We start from the raw sequence: 19,313 nt of genomic DNA, 5'->3' as shown, positions 1-19,313 counted from the left end.
GTACGGGCGTTTAGCTCAGCTGGTTCAGAGCATCTGCCTTACAAGCAGAGGGTCGGCGGTTCGAATCCGTCAACGCCCACCAAAATCCAAAACACTTTCGTTCATCAAAAGGGCGTTTAGCTCAGCTGGTTCAGAGCATCTGCCTTACAAGCAGAGGGTCGGCGGTTCGAATCCGTCAACGCCCACTGGAAATTTTGTTCGAAAGTGGTCTTGCAAGCGATTGTAAGGCCATTTTTTTTATCCATTGACTTCCTTTTCTTAAAATCTTTATCCTTTATGTCTTGTTACTCAGAAAAAAGCAGTAATTTTGCAATCCGATAATTATCATCATAAATACGACGTATGAAACTTGATTTACTTACCGCAATCTCTCCGATTGACGGTCGATACAGAGGCAAAACGGATGTTTTGTCTGCCTATTTCTCAGAATTTGCACTGATTAAATACCGTGTACAGGTTGAAGTGGAGTACTTTATCACGCTGTGTGAGTTGCCTTTGCCGCAGTTGAAAGGGGTGGATAAAGGTGTTTTCGAAACCTTGAGAAACATTTATCGTAATTTTTCTGAAGCCGACGCACAACGCATTAAGGACATTGAGAGCGTGACGAACCATGATGTGAAGGCTGTGGAGTATTTCTTGAAAGAAGAGTTTGACAAATTGGGTGGTATGGACGACTATAAGGAGTTCATCCATTTCGGCTTGACTTCACAAGACATCAACAATACGTCTGTTCCTTTGTCTGTAAAGGAAGCGCTGGAGCAAGTGTATTATCCCCAAATAGAGGAACTGATAGCGCAACTCCGCACTTATGCGGAAGAGTGGGCTGCTATTCCCATGCTTGCCAAGACGCACGGACAACCGGCTTCGCCTACCCGTTTGGGTAAGGAAATAATGGTGTTTGTCTACCGTCTGGAACGCCAGCTGGCAACGCTGAAGGCTTGTCCAGTGACAGCAAAGTTCGGTGGCGCTACGGGTAATTATAATGCCCATCATGTGGCTTATCCGGAATATGACTGGAAGGTGTTCGGCGATAAGTTCGTTTCCGAAAAACTTGGTTTGGAACGCGAGGAGTATACTACCCAGATATCCAATTACGATAATCTGTCTGCTATTTTTGATGCCATGAAGCGCATCAATACGGTGATGATTGATATGAACCGTGATTTCTGGCAATATATATCTATGGAATACTTCAAGCAGAAGATTAAAGCCGGTGAAGTGGGCTCCAGTGCGATGCCGCACAAGGTGAACCCGATTGACTTTGAAAATGCGGAAGGAAACTTGGGCATGGCGAATGCCATTCTTGAACACTTGGCGGTGAAACTGCCGGTTTCCCGTTTGCAGCGTGACTTGACGGACTCTACTGTAGTCCGAAATGTGGGTATGCCGTTCGGGCATATCATTATTGCCATACAAAGTTCCTTGAAGGGCTTGCGCAAGCTGCTGCTGAACGAGCCGGCTATCTACCGTGACCTGGACAACTGCTGGAGTGTGGTGGCCGAAGCTATCCAGACCATCCTGCGCCGTGAGGCTTATCCGCATCCCTATGAAGCGTTGAAAGCGCTGACTCGTACCAATCAGGCCATTACGGAAGTGTCCATCAAGGAATTTATAGAAGGGCTGAGTGTAAGTGAAGAGATAAAGAAAGAATTGCGGGTGATTACTCCCCATACTTATACGGGAATTTAAGTAACCACAGAGGTGTGCCGGATGAATTTTAACTTTTTAGTCCGGCAATTGTTATAGAAACATATAAAATTCAAGGTATAATAGAGACAATGAATGGCCGTGAGGCCAAGGTTTAATTTTATTCGAATAAAAAACAATGAGTACAGAAAACGAAATTTGGCGTGATGCTTCTTTCTCAGAGGAGAACTCAGGTGCCGGCCGCGATGGTAACCAATTCAGCAAGGAGGGTGGCTACAGCCGCCCGGCTTACAACCGTGATAATGGCGACCGTCCTTATCGCCCTAGATTTAACAGTGAGAACGGTGATCGTTCGCAGCGTCCTTATAACAGTGACCGTCCTTATCGTCCGCGCTTTAATGTCGGTGCAGACAATGGTGACCGTCCGCAGCGTCCTCGTTACAATAACGATAATGGCGACCGTCCCTATCGTCCGCGCTATAACAGCGAAGGCGGTGACCGTCCGCAACGTCCTTATGGAAACAATTCGGGCGACCGTCCCTATCGTCCGCGCTATAGCAGCGAAGGTGGCGACCGTCCGCAACGCTCTTATAACAGTGACCGTCCGCAGCGCCCGCGCTATGGCAATGAAGGTGTTGACCGTCCGCAACGTCCTTATAACAGCGACCGCTCCTACAACAGCGACCGCTCTTATAATACAGACCGTCCCTATCGTCCGCGCTATAACAGCGAAGATGGCGACCGTCCGCAGCGTCCTCGCTACAATAATGAAGGTGGTGATCGTCCTTATCGTCCGCGCTTCAATTCGGGTGGTGGAAGACCGGGTGGATACGGTAATAGAGACAGCTATAGCCGTCCTATCCGTCGTTCAGCCGATTATGATCCCAATGCTAAGTACAGCAAGAAGAAACAGATAGAATATAAGGAGCAGTTTGTAGACCCGAACGAGCCTATCCGTCTGAACAAATTCCTGGCTAATGCCGGTGTCTGTTCCCGTCGCGAGGCTGATGAATTCATCACTGCCGGAGTTGTTTCTGTAAATGGAGAGGTGGTGACGGAATTGGGAACCAAGATTAAGCGTGGCGATGAAGTGAAGTTCCATGACCAGACGGTCAGCATCGAACGTAAGATTTACGTCCTGCTGAACAAGCCGAAAGATACAGTGACTACTTCGGATGATCCTCAAGCACGTCGTACGGTGATGGATTTGGTGAAAGGCGCTTGCAATGAACGTATCTATCCGGTAGGTCGTCTGGACCGCAATACTACAGGCGTATTGCTGCTGACAAATGATGGTGACCTGGCCTCTAAGCTGACGCATCCCAAGTATCTGAAAAAGAAAATATATCATGTGCATTTGGATAAGAATCTGACAAAAGCCGATATGGAGCAGATTGCAGCCGGTATCCAATTGGATGACGGGGAAATTCGTGCAGATGCCATCAGTTATACGGATGACTTTAAGAAAGATGATGTCGGCATCGAAATTCACTCTGGTAAGAACCGTATCGTACGTCGTATTTTCGAGTCGCTGGGATACAAGGTGATGAAGCTGGATCGTGTTTATTTTGCCGGTTTAACCAAGAAAGGCCTGCGCCGCGGTGAATGGCGTTATCTCACGGAACAAGAGGTGAACTTCCTGCGCATGGGATCTTTTGAGTAATATATATAATAAGGTATAATAACTGTTTTATGGAAAAGATTAGTAGAACAAAGATTATTGACCTGCTGAAGTGTGAGGATTTTGGCGCTATGGTCAATGTGAAGGGATGGGTTCGTACCCGCAGAGGTAGTAAGCAAGTAAACTTTATCGCGCTGAATGACGGTTCTACAATAAATAATGTGCAGATTGTAGTGGATTTGGGCAACTTCGATGAAGAGATGCTGAAAGAGATCACTACCGGTGCTTGTTTGAGTGTAAACGGTGTGCTGACGGAATCTGTCGGTTCCGGCCAGAAGGCCGAAGTACAAGCCCGCGAAATCGAAGTGCTGGGAACTTGCGATAACACGTATCCGTTGCAGAAGAAAGGTCATTCCATGGAGTTCCTTCGTGAAATAGCTCATCTGCGTCCCCGTACCAATACGTTCGGTGCGGTGTTCCGTATTCGTCATAACATGGCAATTGCCATCCACAAGTTCTTTCATGACAGAGGATTCTTTTATTTCCATACCCCAATCATCACGGCTTCCGATTGTGAGGGTGCCGGACAGATGTTCCAGGTGACTACGAAGAATCTGTATGACTTGAAGAAAGATGAGAACGGTTCCATTATTTATGACGACGACTTTTTCGGGAAGCAGGCCAGTCTGACGGTTTCCGGGCAGTTGGAAGGTGAACTTGCTGCTACTGCATTGGGAGCCATCTATACATTCGGTCCTACATTCCGTGCCGAGAACTCCAATACTCCCCGCCACTTGGCGGAGTTCTGGATGATTGAGCCGGAGGTGGCGTTCAATGATATTACGGACAATATGGACTTGGCGGAAGATTTCATCAAGTATTGCGTGCGGTGGGCTTTGGACAATTGTGCCGATGACGTGAAGTTCCTCAATGACATGTTCGACAAAGGGTTGATTGAGCGTCTGCAAGGTGTCTTGAAAGAAAGCTTCGTGCGCCTGCCTTATACGGAAGGTATCAAGATACTGGAAGAGGCTGTTGCCAAAGGACATAAGTTTGAATTTCCGGTATACTGGGGAGTTGACTTGGCTTCCGAACATGAGCGCTATCTGGTGGAAGACTACTTCAAGCGTCCGGTTATCCTGACTGACTACCCGAAGGAAATCAAGGCGTTCTATATGAAACAGAACGAAGACGGCAAGACCGTGCGTGCCATGGATGTGCTCTTCCCGAAGATTGGAGAAATCATTGGCGGTTCCGAGCGTGAATCGGATTACAACAAGCTGATGACGCGCATTGACGAACTTCACATCCCGATGAAGGATATGTGGTGGTATCTCGATACCCGTAAGTTCGGTACGTGTCCCCACTCCGGGTTCGGTTTGGGCTTTGAGCGTCTGTTGCTGTTCGTGACGGGCATGACGAATATCCGTGATGTCATACCGTTCCCGCGTACGCCGCGTAACGCTGAGTTTTAGTTCTCGGAACATACGGATTATATAAGACCGCACAAACATTTTGTTGTTTGTGCGGCTTTTTTTTGTATCTAAAAGTGTTACAATCTCGAAATAAATCTTTATATTTGTGTCTGATGGAATGGCATAACGTTAACCAATATCATACGAATATGAAACGAAACTATTTCTTTACCATGCTGGCGGCGGTGCTGTTTGCGGTAGTGGAATCCAATGCGCAGGAGAGTGTAAAGTTTAAGCCTGCAGATTTGGCAGGAATTTGGCAGTTATGTCATTATGTGTCCGAAATCCCGGATGTGCCCGGGATATTGAAACCGAGTAATACCTTTAAGGTGCTAAGCGATGATGGTCGCATTGTTAATTTTACGATTATTCCGGGCAAGGATGCCATCATTACGGGATATGGCACTTATCAACAGCTGACGGATAATTCTTATAAAGAAAGCATCGAGAAAAACATCCATCTGCCCATGCTGGACCATAAAGACAATATCTTGGAATTTGAAATAGGGGATGATGGGGTGATGTATCTGAAGTATTTTATAGCCAAGGATTTGAATGGGAATGAACTGAATACATGGTTTCATGAAACATGGAAGCGGATAGATATGCCTTCGAAATTCCCTGAAGACATTGTACGCTGATGCTTTTACCCCTTTTCGCGTTTCTTTCTCAATATAACTTTAAAAGCCTTTTATGACGGCATCGGCCGGTGAAAGGCTTATCCTAAGAGTTGTCCTACGGAGATTCTTCCGTTTCTCCGCAGGATAACCTTGTCTATTGTATATCAGCCAAGTGGCTCTCTAAAAAAAAGTGGAAAACTTTTGCCAGTTCTAAGAAAAACCGTACCTTTGCAAGCCGATTATTATCTCAAAAGGATAAGCATTTAATTCATAGTGAGTTAATCTTTCATTGTCCGGGATGATTGGCTTGCGGTGAAGAGAAACATTTAGTAGTAACATTTAAAAAACAATTAAGAGTGGATACTTTAAGTTACAAGACCATTTCTGCAAACAAGGCTACAGTGACTAAAGAATGGGTCATTGTTGACGCTACAGACCAGGTGTTGGGCCGTCTGGGCGCAAAAGTTGCGAAACTGTTGAGAGGAAAGTATAAACCTAACTTTACTCCTCACGTAGATTGTGGCGATAATGTAATCATTATCAATGCCGACAAAGTAAAATTAACCGGTAACAAGTGGAATGACAAGGTATATCTGTCATATACAGGTTATCCCGGCGGTCAGAGAGAAATCACTCCTGCTCGTTTGCAGGCAAAACCGAACGGTGATGACAAGTTGCTGAGAAAAGTAGTAAAGGGTATGTTGCCTAAAAACAAGTTGGGCGCACAATTGCTGGGTAATATGTATGTATATGCCGGCAGCGAGCACAAACACGAGGCACAGAACCCGAAAATGATTGATATTAACGTACTTAAATAAGAGATAATGGAAGTAGTAAATGCATTAGGCAGACGTAAAAGTGCAATTGCACGTATTTTCGTAAGCGAAGGTACCGGAAAGATTACTATTAATAAGAGAGACCTCGCAGAGTACTTTCCATCAAGCATTCTTCAGTATGTAGTTAAACAGCCGTTGAACAAGCTGGGTGTTGCTGAAAAGTACGACATCAAAGTTAATCTCTGCGGTGGCGGTTTCACCGGACAGTCTCAGGCTTTGCGTTTGGCAATTGCCCGCGCACTGGTGAAAATCAATGCTGAGGACAAGGCTGCTCTCCGTTCTGAAGGCTTCATGACTCGTGATCCTCGTTCTGTTGAACGTAAGAAACCGGGACAACCGAAAGCACGTCGTAGATTCCAGTTCAGTAAACGTTAAGAGTTGGAGAACGGTTGGGGCGGACAGGTTGCTTAATTCTCAACTTTCACCTCTCAACTCTCAACTGAAAAAGCGTTTAGTATCTAAACTACCGGGACTCTTCAGATTCAGACTACCCGGCGGTTGGTTTAGAAGAAACAAAAAAGAAAGTAAACGATTAATTTAAAAGAAAATGTCTAGAACAAATTTTGATACATTATTGGAAGCCGGTTGCCACTTCGGTCACTTGAAAAGAAAGTGGAACCCTGCAATGGCTCCTTACATCTTCATGGAGCGCAATGGTATTCATATCATTGACCTCAACAAGACGGTTGCTAAAATTGACGAAGCTGCTGAAGCTTTGAAGCAAATCGCTAAATCAGGAAAGAAAGTCCTGTTTGTTGCTACTAAAAAACAAGCTAAGCAGGTGGTTGCCGACAAGGCTGCATCTGTAAATATGCCTTATGTAATCGAGCGTTGGCCGGGTGGTATGTTGACTAACTTCCCGACTATCCGTAAGGCTGTGAAGAAGATGGCTACCATCGACAAGTTGACTAACGACGGTACCTATTCAAACCTCTCCAAAAGAGAGATTCTTCAGATTTCACGTCAACGTGCAAAATTGGACAAGACTTTAGGCTCTATCGCTGACCTGACTCGTCTGCCGTCTGCCCTGTTCGTTATCGACGTGATGAAGGAAAACATCGCAGTTCGTGAAGCTAACCGTCTGGGTATTCCCGTATTCGGTATCGTTGATACAAACTCCGATCCTACAAACATCGATTTCGTAATCCCGGCAAATGATGATGCTACTAAGTCTGTAGAGGTGATTCTTGATGCTTGCTGCGCTGCTATGCAGGAAGGTCTGGAAGAACGTAAGGCTGAAAAGGTAGATATGGAAGCTGCCGGTGAAGCTCCTGCAAACAAAGGCAAGAAGAAAGCTACAAAAGCAAGACTCGACAAGTCCGATGAGGAAGCAATCAATGCTGCTAAGGCTGCTGCTTTCATGAAGGAAGAAGAAGAGGCTTAATCATACTGTTGAGAGTTGAGAATTGAAAGTTGAGAGTTACTTTACAGCAATTCTCAATTCTCTATTCTCAGCTCTCAATTACTTTATAAAGATATTATTAACAATTAAAATAGAAAGATATTATGGCTGTAAGTATGGCTGATATAACCAAGCTCCGCAAGATGACCGGTGCTGGTATGATGGATTGCAAGAATGCTTTGACGGAAGCTGAAGGCGATTTCGACAAGGCAATGGAAATTATCCGTAAGAAGGGACAAGCTGTTGCAGCTAAGCGTTCAGACCGCGAGGCTTCTGAAGGCTGTGTGCTGGCTAAGACTACGGGTGACTTTGCCGTTGTCATCGCTCTGAAGTGCGAAACTGACTTTGTGGCTCAGAATGCTGATTTCGTGAAACTGACTCAAGATATTCTAGACCTTGCCGTAGCTAACAAGTGCAAGACTTTGGACGAAGTAAAAGCTCTGCCGATGGGTAACGGTACTGTACAGGATGCAGTAACGGATCGTAGCGGTATCACTGGCGAGAAGATGGAGTTGGATGGTTACATGACTGTAGAAGGCGCAAGCACTGTAGTCTATAACCACATGAACAGAAACGGTCTCTGCACCATCGTTGCTTTCAACAAGGCTGTTGAAGAAGGATTGGCTAAGCAGGTTGCCATGCAGATTGCTGCTATGAGTCCGATTGCAGTAGACGAAGACGGCGTATCTGAAGAAATCAAACAGAAGGAAATTGATGTTGCTATCGAAAAGACAAAAGCTGAACAAGTACAGAAGGCTGTTGAAGTTGCTTTGAAAAAGGCTGGTATCAATCCGGCTCACGTGGACAGCGAAGACCACATGGAAAGCAACATGGCTAAAGGCTGGATTACTGCTGAAGACGTGGCAAAGGCAAAGGAAATCATTGCTACTGTTTCTGCCGAGAAGGCTGCAAACCTGCCCGAACAAATGATTCAGAATATTGCTAAGGGTCGTCTTGGCAAGTTCTTGAAGGAAGTTTGCTTGCTGAACCAGGAAGACATCATGGACGGTAAGAAGACAGTTAGAGAAGTATTGAAGGAAGCTGATCCTGAATTGAAGGTTGTTGACTTCAAGCGTTTTACTTTGCGTGCTGAATAATTCCGCTTAGAAACGATTTAATAAAAAGAAGTGACCGTATTGGGAGTAAATCCTGAACGGTCACTTTTTTTGTGTCTTTTCGGTTGTTTTGAAGCGGAGGATATGCTTGAGTTCATCCCACGGGTTTGGTCTGCGTGTATCCTTCTGATTTCAGCAGTTCGATGACTCTCTGCTTGAAGTCGCCTTGCACGATGATTTCTCCATCTTTGGCACTTCCGCCTACTCCACATTTGCTTTTCAGCAATTTGCCCAGTTCTTTCAAGTCATTATCGGTGCCCACGAAGCCAGTGACAAGGGTGACGACTTTGCCACCCCGGTTCTTGCGGTCCAGTTGTACGCGCAAGCGTTGTTGTGTGTGGGGAAGGGTAGTTTCCTCCTTGTCGTCGCTCATCTCATAGTTGTAGTCCGGATTGGTGGAATAGACTATATTCAACCGGTCTTTCCAATCATTATTTTTCATATTTCTTTCTTTTAGACTTTCCAAAAGTACAATATTGTGTGGAATTATGCAATTAGAAATTATGTTAAGCTTTTGTTGCATCCGTATCACGGATTAGAAAAAAGCATTACTTTTGTCAATCACAATATTGAGAACTTAAATAAGAAACTATGAGCAGTACGTTACAGAAAAAAGAAACCATGAAGGTGCCGGAGCCTACCTTGCGCCGACTTCCGTGGTATCTTTCCAATGTAAAGTTGCTGAAACAAAAGGGGGAGCGATTCGTATCATCCACCCAGATTTCCAAGGAAATCAATATTGATGCTTCACAGATTGCCAAAGACCTTTCGTATGTCAATATCTCGGGGCGTACGCGTGTGGGTTATGAAGTGGATACACTGATAGCTGTACTGGAGGATTTTTTGGGATTTACAAATATGCACAAAGCCTTTCTGTTTGGTGTAGGAAGTTTGGGAGGTGCCTTGCTGCGCGACTCGGGTCTGAGCCATTTCGGCTTGGAGATTGTGGCTGCCTTCGATGTGAAGCCCGAACTGGTGGGTACTACGTTGAGCGGCATTCCCATTTACCATTCGAATGAGTTCAAGCAGAAGATGCAGGAGTACGATGTCAATATAGGCGTGCTGACGGTACCTATTGAAATAGCCCAGCAGATAACGGATTCCATGGTAGAGGGCGGCATCAAGGCCGTATGGAACTTCACTCCGTTCCGTATCCGTGTTCCTGAGAATATTGTTGTGCAGAATACTTCCCTTTATGCCCATCTGGCTGTAATGTTTAACAGACTGAACTTTAACGAAATCAAGTAATGAAGATTATTGCTGTAGGAATGAACTATGCTCTGCACAACAAGGAGCTGGGACATACACACGAGAATAATGAACCGGTTATTTTCTTGAAACCCGATTCGGCCATTCTGAAAGATGGCAAGCCTTTCTTTATCCCCGACTTTTCTGATGAGGTGCATTACGAGACGGAAGTGGTCGTACGCATCTGCCGTTTGGGAAAGAACATTGCACCCCGTTTTGCGCATCGCTATTACGATGCGGTGACGGTGGGCATCGACTTCACAGCACGCGACTTGCAACGTAAGTTCCGTGAGGCGGGTAATCCGTGGGAGCTTTGCAAAGGTTTCGACAATTCGGCAGCTATCGGCACCTTTGTCCCTTTGGAACAAGTGGGCGGCAATGTACAGAATTTGGACTTCCATTTGACGATTGATGATAAGGAGGTGCAACGCGGTCATACATCGGATATGCTTTTTCAGGTAGATGAAATCATTGCTTATGTCAGCCGCTTCATGACCTTGAAAATCGGTGACTTGCTGTTCACGGGTACCCCTGTGGGAGTAGGTCCCGTCAGCATCGGCCAGCATTTGCAGGGCTATCTTGGGGAAGAGAAAGTACTTGACTTCAATATCCGCTGAGCAGCATTCGGGATTTTTGTCCGTAAACCTCTATGTTAGCTTACTAAACTTCTGCTTTATAAAGCTAAAGTACCCTTTTACTAATTTCGTCCAAACATCTTTTGTCCAAAGAACTTTGTAATCAACGGGTAAATGTTTACTTTTGTGATGTAATCTTGAACTATAGACAGAGAAACCGTACTGCATGAAACGTTTGTTTGCCATCCTTTTCGCTTTGTTTTGCACTATGCCTTTATTCTGCCAAGATAGAGAGGTGGATTCATTGCTTCGGGTGCTTGATGCATCTGTGCAGGGGCGTGAACGATATACACTGGAACGTCAGTCTCAAATTAATGCCTTGCAGTGCCAGCTGAAGGCTACCCGTTCCGATGCGGAATTACTGGAAATCTACCAGGAGTTGTTCGGCAAATACAGCGCCTACCGCATGGACTCTGCCTTGTGGGCAGCAAATCGTTGCGTGGAAGTAGCCCAGCGTATGTCCGTAGCATCGCATCTCTACTCTGCCCGTATGCGTGTGGCAGAGGTGATGATTGGTACAGGAATGTATAAGGAAGGACTGGAAATTTTGGAAGACATTCCCCAGGAGGAACTGGGTGCGATAGATATGTTCTACTACTATAATCTTTATCATAAAGTGTACACGCTGATGGCATCCTATGCTTTTTCAGAAGAATTGCAGGCGTCATACTCCCGGCTGGCATATCAGTACAAAGACTCCATTCTGCGTGTGAAGCGTCCCGATTCGCAAGGCTATCAACTGACTTTGGGCGACAAACTACTGTATGAGGGTAAGTATGACGAAGCCATAGGTGTTTTGGAGGGTTGCTATGATATCCATAGCCAGAAGGACTTCAGCCTTGCCATTCCTTCTGTTGCATTGGCAAGCGTTTATGGTGCCAAAGGAGACCACAAGCAGGAAAAGAAATATCTTACCATCTCGGCAATAGCCGACGTGCAAAGCGGAACAAAGGAATACATTTCGCTTTGGAAACTTGCCAACCTGCTCTATGGCGAGGGCGACATAGAACGTGCGTATACCTATATGGAATGCTCCATGCAAGATGCTACCTTCTGTAATGCTCGCTACCGTACGATGGAGATTTCGGGGATGTTGCCCGTCATCAACTCCACCTACGAGGCCAAGTTGCATGAGGAAAAAGAACAGCTGGTCACCTTATTTATATGGATATCCATCCTGGCGGCAGTATTGCTGGTGGCCTTGGTCTATATTTATCATCAGATGAAGCGCCTTTCCCTTGCCAGAAAGACCATGGATGACATGAACAAGGAATTGAAGCACATCAACGGTGACTTGCAGGAACTGAATGCTCGGTTGCAGGAGTCGAACCGTGTGAAGGAGGAGTACATCGGCTACGTCCTCAACATGTGTTCCGTCTATATAGACAAGCAGGAAGAATTCCGCAAGATGCTGGCAAGGAAAGTGAAGGCCGGGCAGCTGGACGACCTGGTGAAAACCATCCACTCCACCACCTTTGTCACCGGCGAGTTGAAAGAATTCTTCCATACGTTCGACAGCGTCTTCCTGAAACTCTATCCTAAGTTTGTGAACGACTTTAATAACCTTTTGCAGGAGAACGAGCGCATCTATCCTAAAGAGGGCGAACTGCTGACTCCGGAACTCCGTGTGTTTGCCTTGATTCGGTTGGGAATTTCAGATAGCGGAAAGATTGCCACCTTCCTGCATTACTCTTCGCAGACCGTATATAATTACCGCTTGAAAGTGCGGAGCAAATCCTTCCTTTCTAAAGAAGATTTCTTGAATATGGTGCAGAAAATAGGGTAAAACTCCTCCTATGCCCTTTATGTGAATCTACTTTCTTACTTTCTGCTGATTTTCACAATATGTTGTTTTTTAAGGTTTTATAGATAAAGCTAATCTGCTTGCGTCTACTTTAAGCTTCTACCCGCCTTTTTCGCGGGACAGTTAATCATATACCTTTGCAACATCGACAAAAGATTAAAGTTAACTGTAGTTTTTTGATAAGTATTAGTTAAGAAGATTGGGTATAAGGATTGCATGGAACCGGGCGTGCTTGGTTCCTTTTCTTGGCAAACATTATTTTTATTAACTATATATTGTATTATATGAAAAGCATGCTTAAAATCGCAAAGAGTATTCTCCCGTTGCTGGGATTACTCTTGTCTTTGTCACTTTCGGCACAAGATGTTGCAGTGAAAGGACATGTGAAAGACCACACAGGCGAACCACTGATTGGGGCTAACATCTTGATAAAGGGTACCTCTGTGGGAACTATCTCTGATGTGGACGGTAACTTTACTTTGAAAGCTGCCGTCAATGATATTCTCTCCATTACATGTATCGGTTTTAAGGGCCAGGAACTGACGGTTACCGGCAGCAATACACCGCTCGTCATCACTTTGCAGGAAGACACGGAGATGCTGGACGAAGTCGTTGTAATCGGTTACGGTCAAGTGAAGAAAGGAGATGTCACTGGTTCTCTGCTAACTGTGAAGCCGGACGAGCTGAACAAAGGAAAGCAATTGACTGCCGAAGACGCTCTGGTGGGTAAGGTTGCCGGTGTGAACATTGTACCGGGCAGTGGTGCTCCGGGCAGCGGCGGCACCATCCGTATCCGTATGGGAGCTTCTTTGTCAGCAGACAACGACCCACTGATAGTTATCGACGGTGTGCCTGTCAGCAATGCCTCCATCAGCTCTATCAACCCGAATGACATTGCTTCGTTTACGGTATTGAAAGATGCTTCGGCAACAGCCATCTACGGTTCGCGTGCCTCCAACGGTGTCATCATTATCACTACGAAGAAAGGAAACACCGACGGTGTTTCACGTCCCTCTTTCAGCTACAGTGCCAACGTGACGGTGGGCAATGTGTATAAGAAACTGGATGTACTTTCCGCTTCCGAATATCGCGAAGCCTTTGCCAAGTATGCCAATGCTCCGGAGGCTTTCAAGCTGGGTGATGTCAATACCGACTGGCAGGATGAAATCTACCGCGTGGCAATGGGTACAGACCACAACCTCTCCATAACTGGTGCTTTGAAGAATATGCCTTACCGCGTGTCCGTGGGCTATACCAACCAGAACGGTACGTTGAAAAACAACAACTACCAGCGCCTCAATGCCAGTATCGGTTTGTCGCCCAAGTTCTTCGACAAGCATCTCTCTGTTGACATCAATATCAAGGGTAGCATCGAGGACGAAAAGCCGGTTTCCACCAGTGTCATCGGAAGTGCCGTAGGTTTCGACCCTACACGCCCTGTATATCAGAACTATGACGGTAATGTAGGTTTGGGGTACTATATGTGGATGGGTGCAAGTAATACCCCCATCACGCTAGCTGCCTCAAACCCCGTCTCCGACTTGGAACTTGCCGACAAGCAGAACAAGACCAAACGCTCCATCGGTAATATTGCCCTCGATTATAAAATACACGGTTTTGAAGACTTTCGACTGAACCTGAACATGGGGTATGATTTCCTGACGGAAGACAAACACGATAACATGCCTGACTTGGCCCCCGCCATGTACACCGGCAACGAACAGGATGGTACCGGAAAGCGTTATACATATCATAACGACAAACGCAATACACTACTCGACTTCTATGCCAACTATGCCAAAGACTTCAACGACCATAACCTCAATGCCATGGCTGGTTACGGCTGGCAACGTTTCTGGTACAAGAACCATGATACCACTACCGACACCAAGGGTGAGGATCTTACCTCTCCCAAGCACGAGGAAGCTGAACTCTACCTGCTCTCCTTCTACGGTCGATTGAACTACTCTTGGAAACAGCGTTATATGCTGACTGCTACGTTACGTGCCGATGCTTCTTCTCGCTTCTCGCCCGAGACCCGTTGGGGCTACTTCCCTTCCGTAGCCGCTGCATGGCGTGTGAACGATGAGGCTTTCTTGGCAGACAACAAAGTAGTGTCCGACCTAAAACTCCGTTTGAGCTATGGTCAGACCGGCCAGCAGTCCATCGGTTCCTACTACCAGCATTTGTCCACCTATACTGCATCTTACGATGAGTCCAGATACTTGTTCGGTAACAAGTGGTACACCACCTACCGCCCCAACGGCTACGATCCCAACATTAAATGGGAGACTACGGAAACTTACAACATCGGTATCGACTACGGTTTCTTGAACAACCGCATCTCGGGTACGATTGACTACTACTGGCGTAACACGAAAGACCTGCTGAACGACATTTTTGTACCTGCCGGCAGTAACTTCACCAACCGTATCGAAACCAACATCGGTGATATGGAAAGCAAAGGTCTTGAAATCGGTGTGAACTTGGTTCCCATCCAGACCAAAGATTGGGAATGGAACATCAGCGGTAACTTCACTTGGAATGCCTCAAAGATTACCAAGCTGAACACCATCGACAACGAGAGCAACTACGTAAAGACAGGTAACGCCGGAGGTACAGGCCGCTATCTGCAAGTACACATGGTAGGAGAGACTCCGAATACCTACTATCTACTGAAGCAAGCTTATGACGAAAACGGACAGCCGCTGGACGGTAAATACATTGCCAAAGACGGCTCCATCACTTCTAGCGAAGAAGACTCTAACAAGTACGTCACCGGTAAGAGTTCCAAGGCCCCTTACTATTGCGGTTTGTCCACCCGTCTGTCCTACAAGAATTGGGATTTGGGCATCAACGGACACGGTAGCTTCGGTTTCTATGTCTATAACTATGTGGCTGCTTCCAACTCCTTGGATGCACTCTATGGCAGCAACGGCGTTTCCAGCAACATCCTGCGTTCTACGCTCGAAAACAAGTTTACGCAAGACCGCCAGTTCACCGACCATTTCCTGGAGAGAGGCAACTTCTTCCGTATAGACAATATCACCATCGGTCATACGTTCAATAAACTGTGGAACGACGGGACATCGCTCCGTCTCTCCTTCGCCGTACAGAATGTATGCACTTTGAGCGGATACTCCGGTCTCGATCCGGAGCTTTATGACGGAATCGATAAAAACATCTATCAGCGTCCGCGTACGTTCATGCTGGGAGTTAACCTTAATTTTTAATGACTAAAAACAGATACATGATTATGAAAGCTAGATATTTCAAATTAGTAACAGTATGTTTGCTGGCCGTGTCACTTTTTGCTTCTTGCCTGGGCGACCTGGATACATTGCCGCTGGATGATAACGAACTGACAGGTGAGATGGTGTACTCTACTCCCGAGGGCTATATCGGCATGATTGCCAAGTGTTATGCTGCCCTGATACAGACAGGGCAGAAGGGTGGTGACGGAGGAGACGGTGATGTGTCGGGCATCGATGAAGGATATTCCGGTTATACTCGTGCCTTGTTCTACTTGCAGGAAGCTTGTACGGACGAAATCGTATTCCAGTCCGGTGGCAGCAAGGGTGTACGTGCCATGCTTTACTTGAATTGGGATGCTTCTACCGAGATTGTGGGTTATCCTTATTACCGTCTTTTCATGACCATCAACTATTGCAACGAGTTCCTGCGTGAATGTACAGAGGGCAAATTGCAGGAGAGAGGTGTGTATGAAGCCTTGAAAGACGAGTATCAATACTATTGTGCCGAAGCCCGCTTCATCCGTGCTTATAGTTACAGCATGCTCTGCGACCTTTACGGTTCTACACCCTTCGTGGACGAAACGATGGAAGTAGGTGACATGCCCGAGCAAGCCACTCGCGAGGAAATCTACAACTTTGTGGTGTCCGAACTGGAAGAATTGACCACCCTGCTGAAAGAACCCAAAAAGAACGAATATGCCCGTGTGGACCGTGTAGCAGCCTGGTTCTTGCTGTCACGTGTTTACTTGAATGCCGAAACTTGGGTAGGAAAGAATGAATACACAAACGCATACAAATATGCCAAAAAGGTAATTACGGAAGGTAATTATCCGCTGGCCTCCGATTATCGCCACATCTTCCTGGCAGACAATGAAACTTGTTCCGAAATCATCTGGCCCTTGGTGCAGGATGCAGACTATGCGCAAGGCAGCGCAGGTACTAACTTCTTGATTAAGGCGTTGATGAATGGAGATATGGGCAACTATATCCGGATAGGTGTGAACGGCACCTGGGGCAATGCCCGCGTAAAGACACAGCTGGTGGACATGTTCGAAGAAGCAGACCAGACTTTTGTGGCAGACGACATCTGGGGGAACGGCAAGAAAGACAAGCGTGCCCAATTCTTCTCTATCGGCCACACCAAGGAAACGTGGGTAGAAGGCAAGGAATTCCAGAGCGACTTTAATAACGGCTACGCCTGCATCAAGTGGAGAAACGTGCGCAAAGATGGCAGCGAACTGGAACCGGGCGGCACGAAGTATTCCTCTGTCGATTATCCGATATTCCGTACGGCAGATGCTTACTTGATGGCGGCTGAGGCTATTCTGCGCGGTGCCGAAGGCGGTTCGCGTACTGAAGCGTTGGAGTATGTGAATGAAATCAGAGACCGTGCCTACTTGTCCGGCAAATACGGTAATGGCGTATCGGGACGCATCAGCGACAGCCGGTTGAATCTTGATTTCCTTTTGGATGAACGTGCCCGCGAGTTGCACATGGAGCTGGTTCGCCGCACGGACCTGATTCGTTTTGGTAAGTTCACCAAGGGATATAACTGGGACTGGAAAGGTAGTGACAATGGCGTGGCAGGTTCTTACATGGGTAAGGATGTGGACGACAAATACAACCTCTTCCCCATTCCGCAGGACGAGTTTACCACCAATCCTAATTTGACACAAAATCCTGATTTCTTGAACTGAAGAGCTTTATTATCCTATGAATTTTAGATTGAAACGAACCGTTTTTTCTACCATTCTTTTTGCCGCATCGGCTGTGCATACATCGTCGTATGCACAAGCCACGCGCGAAGAAATCTTCGATAACATTGCCGTTACCGGAGGAGTGTATTATGCCTATCCGGCACCGGGTGTACAGACCAAGGCACCGGAGGGTTACGAGCCTTTCTATATCAGTCACTTCGGACGTCATGGCTCGCGCTGGCTGATTTCTGACGAGGAGTATATCCGTGTGATGGAAGTGTTTGAAAAGGCACATCAGGCAGGTAAACTTACTCCGCTGGGCGAAGATGTGCGCAAGCGGTTGGCTATTGTCTGGGCAGATGCCGAAGGACGCGGTGGAGACTTGAGCCCAGTGGGCGTGGATCAGCAGCGCGGTATTGCCGAACGTATGTATCAGGCATTTCCCGAAGTCTTTAAAGGTGCGCCGGAGATGTCGGCATGTGCTACACTCGTAATACGTTGCGTACTCAGTATGGATGCCTTCTGCGAACGTCTGAAGGAATTCAATCCCCAGCTGAAGATTGAGCGTGAATCCAGCAACAAATACATGCCTTACTTGAACTTTCATACGCAGGAAGCCATGAAGTTCACTTCGCACAAGGGCCCTTGGTACGAGGAGTTCCGCAAATTCGAGAAGAGCCATGTTCGTCCCGAACGTCTGATGAACTCACTTTTCTCCGATAAAGAGTTTGTCCATAAACGTGTGAATCCGGAGGAACTGATGCGCGGTCTTTATGCGATAGCCTCGGACATGCAGGACGTGGAGCAGGAAGTATCGTTCTATGATATTTTTGAGAAGCAGGAGTTGTTCGACATCTGGCAGATACACAACTACAAGAACTACGTGTGCGACGGTCCCTCGCCCATGACCAACGGACTGATGGTGGCAAACGCCAAACCGACTCTGGAGAACATCATTGACGCTGCCGACGAGGCTATTGCTTCGGGTAGAAACTCGGCTACTTTCCGCTTTGCACATGATGGAAACATTATCCCCCTGGCAGGATTGATGAAGTTGGAGAACTGCTATAACGAGGAGGCCGACCCCGATAAGTTCTATCAGGCGTGGTGCAACTACAAGGTTGCGCCGATGGCAGGAAATATACAGCTGGTGTTCTTCCGCAAGAAAGGCTCGCCGGAAGATGTGATTGTAAAACTGTTGCTGCACGAGCATGAAGTAAGTATCCCGGTGAAGACGGATATGGCTCCTTTCTATCACTGGCAAGATGTGAGAGCTTTTTATAAAGGAATTGTAGACAGCCTGCCCGACAGACCGTAACATATTCTTCATACTCCATACCGATTGCACGGTTTACGTTCGATTTTCTTTCCACAAGGGGAGCAAAAAACGGCGTAATCCGTGCAATTTGTGTCTTGTTCCTTCTCTTGTTCCTATTTTTTCCGTACTTTCGTATCAACTTAAAGAAGTAACGATATGAAGATACGTGTAGGTTTCGGCTTTGATGTCCACCAACTGGTGGCAGGGCGCGAGCTTTGGCTGGGCGGTATCCGCCTGGAACATGAAAAGGGATTGTTGGGGCACTCGGATGCAGACGTGCTCATCCATACTATCTGTGACGCATTGCTGGGAGCGGCGAATATGCGCGACATCGGCTATCATTTTCCCGATACTGCCGGTGAGTTCAAGAATATAGACAGCAAGATTCTGTTAAAGAAAACAATAGAACTGATAGCTGCTAAAGGCTATTTGGTGGGTAATATTGATGCTACCATCTGCGCTGAGCGGCCTAAGTTGAAGTCCTATATTCCCGAAATGCAACGTACGCTTGCCGCGGTGATGGGAATAGACGAGGATGACATCTCCATCAAGGCCACCACCACGGAGAAACTCGGCTTTACGGGCAGGGAGGAAGGTATATCCGCCTATGCCACTGTATTGATAGTGAAGGAATGACATGA

At 46.6% G+C, this 19,313-nt stretch carries 16 protein-coding genes and 2 tRNA genes; 17 read left to right on the top strand and 1 reads right to left on the bottom strand.

The features are described from left to right. The first annotated feature begins 4 nt into the window (after positions 1-4). The 10 genes from HU824_RS12565 (at position 5) to tsf (ending at position 8,698) form a co-directional block, all read left to right on the top strand. Positions 5-82 (top strand) — tRNA-Val (locus tag HU824_RS12565). 28 nt (positions 83-110) lie between these two features. Then, positions 111-185, top strand: a tRNA-Val gene (locus tag HU824_RS12560). Between the two features lie 157 nt (positions 186-342). Further along, positions 343-1,689, top strand: coding sequence for an adenylosuccinate lyase (purB, locus tag HU824_RS12555; RefSeq protein WP_176469015.1), 1,347 nt, complete (start codon positions 343-345; stop codon positions 1,687-1,689). A 136-nt stretch (positions 1,690-1,825) separates the two neighbouring features. Beyond that, positions 1,826-3,310: a pseudouridine synthase gene (locus HU824_RS12550; RefSeq protein WP_176469014.1), complete on the top strand. Its 1,485-nt coding sequence runs from the start codon at positions 1,826-1,828 to the stop codon at positions 3,308-3,310. 29 nt (positions 3,311-3,339) lie between these two features. Next, positions 3,340-4,743 (top strand): asparagine--tRNA ligase, encoded by a 1,404-nt coding sequence (gene asnS / locus HU824_RS12545; protein WP_176469013.1) that lies wholly within the window; start codon positions 3,340-3,342, stop codon positions 4,741-4,743. A gap of 149 nt (positions 4,744-4,892) precedes the next feature. Continuing rightward, positions 4,893-5,384 (top strand): DUF4488 domain-containing protein, encoded by a 492-nt coding sequence (locus HU824_RS12540; protein ID WP_176469012.1) that lies wholly within the window; start codon positions 4,893-4,895, stop codon positions 5,382-5,384. A gap of 335 nt (positions 5,385-5,719) precedes the next feature. Further along, the gene (gene rplM / locus HU824_RS12535) at positions 5,720-6,181 is read left to right on the top strand and encodes a 50S ribosomal protein L13 (RefSeq protein WP_176469011.1); all 462 of its coding nucleotides are present in this window, start codon (positions 5,720-5,722) and stop codon (positions 6,179-6,181) included. A 6-nt stretch (positions 6,182-6,187) separates the two neighbouring features. After that, positions 6,188-6,574: a 30S ribosomal protein S9 gene (gene rpsI / locus HU824_RS12530; protein WP_005829603.1), complete on the top strand. Its 387-nt coding sequence runs from the start codon at positions 6,188-6,190 to the stop codon at positions 6,572-6,574. A gap of 172 nt (positions 6,575-6,746) precedes the next feature. Beyond that, on the top strand, positions 6,747-7,583 hold the full coding sequence (gene rpsB, locus HU824_RS12525; RefSeq protein WP_136010324.1) for a 30S ribosomal protein S2: 837 nt from the start codon (positions 6,747-6,749) through the stop codon (positions 7,581-7,583). A 122-nt stretch (positions 7,584-7,705) separates the two neighbouring features. Further along, a complete protein-coding gene (gene tsf, locus HU824_RS12520; RefSeq protein ID WP_176469010.1) occupies positions 7,706-8,698 on the top strand; it encodes a translation elongation factor Ts in 993 nt (330 codons plus the stop codon). Positions 8,699-8,810: 112 nt separating this feature from the next. On the opposite strand, the gene HU824_RS12515 is transcribed toward tsf, so the two are convergent. Then, positions 8,811-9,158 carry a translation initiation factor gene (locus HU824_RS12515; protein WP_136010326.1) on the bottom strand — a complete coding sequence of 116 codons (348 nt, stop codon included), beginning with the start codon at positions 9,156-9,158 and terminating at the stop codon, positions 8,811-8,813. Positions 9,159-9,307: 149 nt separating this feature from the next. Here HU824_RS12515 and HU824_RS12510 point away from each other — a divergent pair, with 149 nt between their 5' ends. From HU824_RS12510 to ispF, 7 genes are all read left to right on the top strand, one after another. Beyond that, on the top strand, positions 9,308-9,964 hold the full coding sequence (locus HU824_RS12510) for a redox-sensing transcriptional repressor Rex (protein WP_176469009.1): 657 nt from the start codon (positions 9,308-9,310) through the stop codon (positions 9,962-9,964). Continuing rightward, the gene (locus tag HU824_RS12505) at positions 9,964-10,581 is read left to right on the top strand and encodes a fumarylacetoacetate hydrolase family protein (protein ID WP_136010328.1); all 618 of its coding nucleotides are present in this window, start codon (positions 9,964-9,966) and stop codon (positions 10,579-10,581) included. The genes HU824_RS12510 and HU824_RS12505 overlap by 1 nt, the downstream gene beginning before the upstream one ends. Positions 10,582-10,765: 184 nt before the next feature. After that, on the top strand, positions 10,766-12,385 hold the full coding sequence (locus HU824_RS12500; RefSeq protein WP_136010329.1) for a DUF6377 domain-containing protein: 1,620 nt from the start codon (positions 10,766-10,768) through the stop codon (positions 12,383-12,385). Between the two features lie 302 nt (positions 12,386-12,687). Beyond that, a complete protein-coding gene (locus HU824_RS12495) occupies positions 12,688-15,636 on the top strand; it encodes a TonB-dependent receptor (protein ID WP_176469008.1) in 2,949 nt (982 codons plus the stop codon). 23 nt (positions 15,637-15,659) lie between these two features. After that, the gene (locus HU824_RS12490) at positions 15,660-17,354 is read left to right on the top strand and encodes a RagB/SusD family nutrient uptake outer membrane protein (protein ID WP_136010331.1); all 1,695 of its coding nucleotides are present in this window, start codon (positions 15,660-15,662) and stop codon (positions 17,352-17,354) included. A 16-nt stretch (positions 17,355-17,370) separates the two neighbouring features. Further along, positions 17,371-18,672, top strand: a complete 1,302-nt coding sequence (locus HU824_RS12485) for a histidine-type phosphatase (protein ID WP_176469007.1) — start codon at positions 17,371-17,373, stop codon at positions 18,670-18,672. Positions 18,673-18,828: 156 nt separating this feature from the next. Beyond that, positions 18,829-19,308 (top strand): 2-C-methyl-D-erythritol 2,4-cyclodiphosphate synthase, encoded by a 480-nt coding sequence (gene ispF, locus HU824_RS12480; RefSeq protein WP_005833434.1) that lies wholly within the window; start codon positions 18,829-18,831, stop codon positions 19,306-19,308. Positions 19,309-19,313 lie beyond the last annotated feature (5 nt).

The sequence above is a fragment of the Bacteroides sp. L10-4 genome, assembly GCF_013373675.1.
Lineage (GTDB): Bacteria > Bacteroidota > Bacteroidia > Bacteroidales > Bacteroidaceae > Bacteroides > Bacteroides muris.
This window is presented reverse-complemented; position numbering and strand designations above follow the sequence as displayed.